The 7,680-nt window shown below is 70.5% G+C and carries 2 protein-coding genes and 1 pseudogene; all 3 read right to left on the bottom strand.

Annotation, left to right across the window (positions count from 1 at the left end; translation table 11 throughout):
• Positions 1-586 (bottom strand): chemotaxis protein CheB (locus PYV61_RS17155; RefSeq protein ID WP_275833833.1); only part of this gene is annotated, 586 nt, incomplete at its 3' end.
• 1 nt (position 587) lies between these two features.
• Positions 588-1,436 (bottom strand): protein-glutamate O-methyltransferase CheR, encoded by an 849-nt coding sequence (locus PYV61_RS17150; protein WP_275833831.1) that lies wholly within the window; start codon positions 1,434-1,436, stop codon positions 588-590.
• A gap of 133 nt (positions 1,437-1,569) precedes the next feature.
• A pseudogene (locus PYV61_RS17145) lies at positions 1,570-7,441 on the bottom strand (HAMP domain-containing protein).
• Between the last annotated feature and the right edge of the window lie 239 nt (positions 7,442-7,680).

The following is a 7,680-nucleotide window of genomic DNA, read 5'->3' as shown; positions in this document are numbered from 1 at the left end:
CGGTGCGCGCCGCCAGCACCGCGTCGCGCGCCGCGACCTGGTCGAGCGGCGCGACCTCCCACCGGTCGCGCGGCGCGCCGGCGAGCGCCCGGATCCCGGCCTCGGGCATCGTGCGCACCTCCGCGGTGGCCGGGTCCTGCACCAGCGCGCGCCCGCCGCGCGTGACGACGTGGCGCAGCCCGCGCGCGCCGTCGTCGTTGGCGCCGGTCAGCAGCACGCCGACCGCCGCCGGCCCGAGGCTGTCGGCGGCGCTGGCGAGCGCCACGTCGATCGACGGGCGGCTGTAGCGGACGGCGGCGTCCACGGAGAGGGAAAAGTGGTCGTCCTCCACCAGCAGATGATAATCGGGCGGGGCCACGTACACGTGCCCCTCCCGGATCGGCTCCTTGTCCTCGACGTCGCACACGCGCAGCGTCGTCACGGCCTGCAGCAGCCCGACCAGCAGCCCCTCGCTCTCCTTCGCCCGGTGCTGGACGACCGCGACCGGCGCCGAGAAGTCGCGCGGCAGCCCGGCCAGGATCGTGCTGACGGCGTGGAGCCCGCCCCACGACGCCCCGACGACGACGAGGAGCGGGACCGCGGGCACGTCACCGCACCTTCCGGTAGACCTTCTCCGCCGGCGCCACGACCTCGAAGCACTCCTCGAACGCCGAGAAGCGCAGCGTCTCCTTCCCGCCCAGCGCCAGCACCCCGAAGGTGGCCAGGCTGTCGTAGAAGAGGCGGTGCACCCGCGTCTGGAGCGCCTTGTCGAAGTAGATGAGCACGTTGCGGCAGAGGATCGCGTTGAACTCGCTGAACGACCGGTCGGTGACGAGGTTGTGCTGGGCGAAGACGACGTTGCGCAGCAGGGCCGGATGGAAGAGCGCGCCGTCGTAGCCGGCCGTGTAGTACTCGGAGAAGGACCGCCGCCCCCCGGCGCGGATGTAGTTGTCGGTGTACTCCTGCATCCGCTCGAGCGGGAAGATCCCGGCCCGGGCCTGGCGCAGCACCCGCTCGTTCATGTCGGTGGCGTAGACGCGGGCCCGGTCGTAGAGCCCCTCCTCCTCCAGGAGGATCGCCATCGAGAACACCTCCTCCCCGGTCGAGCACCCGGCGTGCCAGATCCGGAAGAAGGGGTACGTGCGCAGCAGCGGGATCACCTTCTCCCGGAACGCCAGGAAGAACCCCGGGTCCCGGAACATGGCCGTCACGTTGACCGACAGGTCGTCGAGCAGCCGGTCGAGCACCCCCGGGTCGTGCAGCACCGCCGCCTGCAGCTCGCTGACCGTCCCGATCCCCTCCGCCTGGATCCGTTTCCACACCCGCCGCCGCAGCGACGCGTAGGCGTAGCCGCGGAAGTCGAACCCGTAGTGCCGGTAGACGGCCTCGAGCAGCAGCTCGATCTCGAGCCGCTCGAGGGCGGGGTCGTAGGCGGTCGGGGCGGAGGGGAGGGTCATGAACGGCCGGGTACGGCGATCTCGGGTAGGGCGAACACGGATGGGACGAACTCGGAAGCTGCGAGACGTCGCGCTACTCGCACTCGTCGTACCCGAGCTCGCGGTCCCCGAGTTCGCCGTACCCGAACTCGCCTCATCGGTAGAGCCACACCCGCAGCAGCGACAGCAGCTGCTCCGGGTCCACCGGCTTCGTGATGTAGTCGCTCGCCCCGGCCGCGATGCACTTCTCGCGGTCGCCCTTCATCGCCTTGGCCGTCAGCGCGATGATCGGGAGCGCCCGCAGCTCGGGACGCGCGCGGATCGCCCGCGTCGTCTCGTAGCCGTCCATCTCGGGCATCATCACGTCCATCAGCACCAGGTCCACCTCGTCGGGGTGCCCGTCGAGCCACGTCAGCGCGTCCTTCCCGTTCTCGGCGAACGAGACCTCGACGCCGTGCTCCTCCAGCATGCTGGTGAGCGAGAAGATGTTGCGGACGTCGTCGTCGACCACCAGCACGCGCTTGCCGTGGAACACCGCGTCGGCCGTGTGCAGCCGCTCCAGCATCCGGCGCTTCTGCTCGGGCAGGTTGGCCTCCACCCGGTGCAGGAACAGCGCCGTCTCGTCGAGCAGCCGCTCCGGGCTCTTCACGTCCTTGACGATGATCGTCTCGGCGTACTTCCGCAGCCGCGTCTCCTCGGCCGGCGACAGCGACTTGCCCGTGTACACGATGATCGGCAGGTCGTGGCGCCGCTCGTCCCCCTTCACCTTCTCCAGCAGCTCGAACCCGCTCATGTCGGCGAGGCCGAGGTCGAGCACCATGCAGTCGTAGTCCGTCCCCGCCAGCTCGCCTAGCGCCTCCTCGGCGGTCGCGACGGCGGTGATCTCGACGTCCTCGTGGCCGACCAGCGCCACGATCGCCTCGCGCTGCGTGGCGTCGTCCTCCACCACCAGCAGCCGCTTCGGGTGCGCGTCGAGGAAGCGCGCGATCCGCCCGAACGCGTCGTCGAGCGCCTCCTTGGTGACCGGCTTCTCGAGGTAGGCGATCGCGCCGGCGCGCAGCCCCTCGTGGCGCCGCTCGACGCCCGAGATGATGTGCACCGGGATGTGCCGCGTGTCGGGGTGCTTCTTCAGCCGCTCCAGCACCGCGAAGCCGTCCACCCCCGGCATGTCGATGTCGAGCGTGATCGCGTCCGGCTGGTACTGGTGCGCCAGGTCGACGCCGGTGCGCCCGTCCAGCGCGACCAGCCCCTTGAATCCCTTCTCGCGCGCCATCTCCAGCAGGACCTTGGCGAAGCTCATGTCGTTCTCGACCACGAGCACCACGGTGTCCCCCTCCTGCACCGCCTCGCGGTCGTCCTCGGCGGGGTTGGGGAGGTCGGTCGCCAGCGGGGCGCGGCGCTCCGGCTCCCCGCCGAACGGGTCGTCGAACGGCGCGTCGAACGGGTCGCCGCCCGCCTCGCCCCCGGCGTCGGGCGCGTCGTCCACCGCCAACCCGCCGTCCTCGGGGAAGGCCGCGGGGAGCGCGAGCGCCGAGGCGCCCTCCTCCTCGCCGCCGCCCGCCAGCCGGCGCCGCGTCGCGGTCGGCGTCCGGGTCCACCCACGTCCCCGGGAGGAACAGGGTGAAGGTGCTCCCCTGCCCCGGCACGCTCTCGACGCGGATCTCGCCGCCCAGCAGGCGCGCGATCTCGCGGCTGATCGACAGGCCGAGTCCCGTCCCGCCGTACTTGCGGCTCGTCGTCCCGTCGGCCTGCTGGAACGCCTCGAAGATCAGCTGCTGCTTGTCGCGCGCGATCCCGATGCCGCTGTCCGCGACCGCGAACGCCAGCACCGTCTCCGCCTTGTCGAGGATCCGGTTGGCGAACCGGCGCCCCGTCTCGGCGCGCCGCACCGTGAGCGCGACGCTCCCCTGCTCGGTGAACTTGAACGCGTTCGACAGCAGGTTCTTGAGGATCTGGTTGAGCCGCTGCCCGTCGGTGACCAGCCCCTCGGGCGTGCCGGGGAGCATCTCGATCTTGAAGTCGAGCCCCTTCGACTCGGCCACCGGGCGGAAGGTGCGCTCGGCGAAGTCGCGCACCGACTCCATCCGCACCTCGCCGACGACCACCTCCATCTTCCCCGCCTCGACCTTCGACAGGTCGAGCACGTCGTTGATGAGGTTGAGCAGGTCGGAGCCCGAGCCGAGGATCGTGCGGGCGAACTCCGTCTGCTTGGCGGTGAGGTTCCCCTCCTTGTTCTCGGCCAGCAGGCGGGCCAGGATCAGCAGCGAGTTGAGCGGCGTGCGCAGCTCGTGGCTCATGTTCGCCAGGAACTCGCTCTTGTACTTCGACGAGAGCGCGAGCTGGCTCGCCTTCTCCTCCAGCGCCTGGCGGGCCGCCTCGACCTCGTTGTTCTTCTGCTCGACCTTCTTGTTCTGCTCGGCCAGGAGCGCCGCCTTCTCCTCCAGCTCCTCGTTGACCTGCTGCAGCTCCTCCTGCTGGTCGCGCAGCAGCTCCTCGGACGCGCGCAGCGACTTCGCCTGCGCCTCCAGCTCCGAGTTCGACTTCTTGAGCTCGTCCTGCTGGCGCCGCAGCTCCTCCGACTGGCTCTGCAGCTCGTGGGTGAGCTGCTGCGACTGCTGGAGCAGCTCCTCCGTGCGCATGTTCGCCTGGATCATGTTCAGCACGACGCCGATCGACTCCTGGAGCTGGTCCAGGAACGTCTGGTGGATCGTGCTGAACGGGAGGAAGCTCCCCAGCTCGACGACCGCCTTGACGTCGCCCTCGAACAGGATCGGGAGGACGATGATGTTGCGCGGCGGCGCCTCGCCGAGCCCCGACGTGATCGTGATGTAGTCGTCGGGGACGGCGGTGAGCAGGATCGGCTTCTTCTCCAGCGCGCTCTGCCCGACCAGCCCCTCGCCGAGCTGCCAGACGTTGCCGAGGTGCTTGCGCTGCTTGAAGGCGTAGCTGGCGATGAGGCGCAGCGCGGCGCCGCTCCCGTTCTCCTGCTCGACGATGTAGAACGCGCCCGTGCGCGCCTGCACCAGCGGCGTCAGCTCGTTCATCACGAGGCGCGCGACCGCGTCGAGGTCCTTCTGCCCCTGCATGAGGCGGCTGAAGCGCGCGAGGTTGGTCTTGAGCCAGTCCTGCTCCTCGTTGCGCTCGGTCGTCTCCTTCAGGTTGGCGATCATCTGGTTGATGTTCTTCTTGAGCTCATCAACCTCGCCGACGGCCGGCACCGTGACCATGCGCGACAGGTCGCCGCGCGTCACCGCCGTCGCCACCTCCGCGATGGCGCGCACCTGCACGGTGAGCGAGCTGGCCATCGCGTTCACGTTGTCCGTGAGCGCCTTCCAGGTGCCGGCGACGTCGGGCACCACGGCCTGGCCGCCCAGCTTCCCCTCCGTGCCCACCTCCTTCGCGACGCGCGTCACCTCGTCGGCGAAGACGCGGAGCCGGTCCACCATGTCGTTGATGGTGTCCTTCAGCTCGAGCACCTCGCCGCGCGCCTCGACGGTGATCTTCTGCGTCAGGTCGCCGTTCGCGACGGCGATCGTGACGTCCTTGATGTTGCGGACCTGGCCCGTGAGGTTCTGGGCCATCGTGTTCACGTTGTCGGTCAGGTCGCGCCACACGCCGGCGGCGCCGATCACCTTGGCCTGGCCGCCCAGCTTCCCCTCGGTGCCCACCTCGCGCGCCACGCGGGTCACCTCGCCCGCGAACGCGTTGAGCTGGTCCACCATCGTGTTGATCACGTCCTTGATCTGCAGGATCTCGCCGCGCACGTCGGCGGTGATCTTGCGCGACAGGTCGCCGCGGGCGATGGCGGTGGCGACGCCCGACACGTCGCGCAGCTGCACGGTGAGGTTCCCCGCCAGCTGGTTCACGTTGTCGGTCAGCTCCTTCCACGTCCCGGCCACCCCCTGCACCTGCGCCTGGCCGCCCAGGCGCCCCTCGGTGCCCACCTCCTTGGCGACGCGCGTGACCTCGTCGGCGAAGGTGCGCAGCCGGTCCACCATCTGGTTGATGGTGGTCTTCAGCTCCTGCATCTCGCCGCGGGCCTCGACCGTGATCTTCTGCGTCAGGTCGCCGTTCGCGACGGCCGTCGTGACGTAGGCGATGTTGCGCACCTGATTCGTCAGGTTGCTCGCCATCGCGTTGACGTTGTCCGTCAGGTCCTTCCAGGTGCCGCTCACCCCCTCGACGCGCGCCTGTCCGCCCAGCACGCCCTCGGTGCCCACCTCCTTGGCCACGCGGGTCACCTCGGCGGAGAACGCGCTGAGCTGGTCGACCATCACGTTGATGGTGTTCTTCAGCTCGAGCACCTCCCCCTTCACGTCCACCGTGATCTTCTTCGAGAGATCACCGCGGGCCACCGCCGTCGTCACCTCGGCGATGTTGCGCACCTGGGCCGTCAGCGAGCCGGCCATGAAGTTCACCGTGTCGGTCAGGTCCTTCCACGTGCCGGCGACCCCCTGCACGTTCGCCTGACCGCCCAGCCGCCCCTCGCTCCCCACCTCGCGCGCCACGCGCGTCACCTCGGCGGCGAACGAGTTGAGCTGGTCGACCATCGTGTTGATGACCTCCTTGATCTGGAGGACCTCGCCGCGCGCCTCGACCGTGATCTTGCGCGACAGGTCGCCCTGCTGGATCGCGGAGGCGACGCCCGACACGTCGCGCAGCTGCACCGTCAGGTTGCCGGCCAGCTGGTTCACGTTGTCGGTGAGGTCCTTCCAGGTGCCGGCGACGCCGGGCACGCTCGCCTGGCCGCCGAGCCGGCCTTCCGTACCCACCTCGCGCGCCACGCGCGTCACCTCGCTGGCGAAGGCGTTGAGCTGGTCCACCATGGTGTTCACGGTGTTCTTCAGCTCCAGCACCTCGCCGCGCACGTCGACCGTGATCTTGCGCGACAGGTCGCCGCGCGCCACCGCGGTGGTCACCTCGGCGATGTTGCGCACCTGCGTGGTGAGCGACGTCGCCATGAAGTTCACGGAGTCCGTCAGGTCCTTCCACGTGCCGGCGACGCCCGGGACGCTGGCCTGCCCGCCCAGCACCCCCTCCGTGCCCACCTCGCGGGCGACGCGCGTCACCTCGCTCGAGAAGCCGTTGAGCTGGTCCACCATCCGGTTGATGGTGTTCTTCAGCTCGAGCACCTCGCCGCGCACCTCCACCGTGATCTTCTGACTCAGGTCGCCGTTGGCGACCGCGGTGGTCACGAGGGCGATGTTGCGCACCTGGTTGGTCAGGTTGCTCGCCATCGCGTTCACGTTGTCGGTCAGGTCGCGCCACGTGCCGGCCACGCCGGGCACCTGCGCCTGCCCGCCCAGCCGCCCCTCGGTGCCCACCTCGCGGGCGACGCGCGTCACCTCGTCGGCGAAGGTGCGGAGCTGGTCCACCATCGTGTTGATGGTCTCCTTCAGCTCGAGCACCTCGCCCTTCACGTCGACGGTGATCTTCTTCGACAGGTCGCCGCCGGCGACGGCCTTGGTCACCTCGGCGATGTTGCGCACCTGCGTCGTCAGCGACGACGCCATGGCGTTCACGCTGTCGGTGAGGTCCTTCCACGTGCCGGCGACGCCGGGGACGTTGGCCTGGCCGCCCAGGCGCCCCTCCGTCCCCACCTCGCGCGCCACGCGCGTCACCTCGGACGCGAACGACCGCAGCTGGTCCACCATCTTGTTCACGGTGGTGCCGATGCGCAGGAACTCCCCCTGCACGCTCCGGCCGCTCATCTCGAGCACCATCTTCTGCGACAGGTCGCCCTCGGCGACCGCGGTCAGCACGCGCGCGACCTCGGTGGTCGGCTGCAGCACGTCGCTGATCAGCGAGTTGAGCGCGTCCACGGTGGTCCCCCACCCGCCGGTCGCCCCCACCAGCGACACCCGCTCGCCCATCTGCCCCTCGCGCCCGACGGTGCGGCTGACGCGGGTGACCTCCTCGGACAGCCCCGAGCTGAGCGTCGCGACGTCGTCGAACAGGTCGAACAGCTCGCCGACCTCGGGGTCCGACGACCGGCCGAGCCGGAAGGAGAAGTCGCCGTCGCGCAGCCGGCGGAGCCCCTCGCGCAGGCGGATCAGGTCGCCGTCGCGCGTCCGGCGCCCGGCGCCCCCGCGGCGGCTGCTGGCCAGCGTCTCCTGCTCCTCGACGTCGACCGCGTAGGCGACGCCCGCCGAGGCGCGCTCGGCGGCGGCGACCACCTGGCGGGCGTCGCGGCGGGCGCCGTCCCGACGCCCGTTCCCGTTGGCGGGGGCCGGCGCGGCCTCCCCGGCGGCCCGCGCGCTCTTGC

Origin of the sequence: Roseisolibacter sp. H3M3-2 (genome assembly GCF_029211165.1) — a bacterium.
GTDB lineage: Bacteria > Gemmatimonadota > Gemmatimonadetes > Gemmatimonadales > Gemmatimonadaceae > Roseisolibacter.
This window is presented reverse-complemented; position numbering and strand designations above follow the sequence as displayed.

Coding starts and splice junctions, on each gene's coding strand:
- PYV61_RS17150 (WP_275833831.1), bottom strand. CDS start 1,436: ATGACCCTCCCCTCCGCCCCGACCGCCTACGACCCCGCCCTCGAGCGG.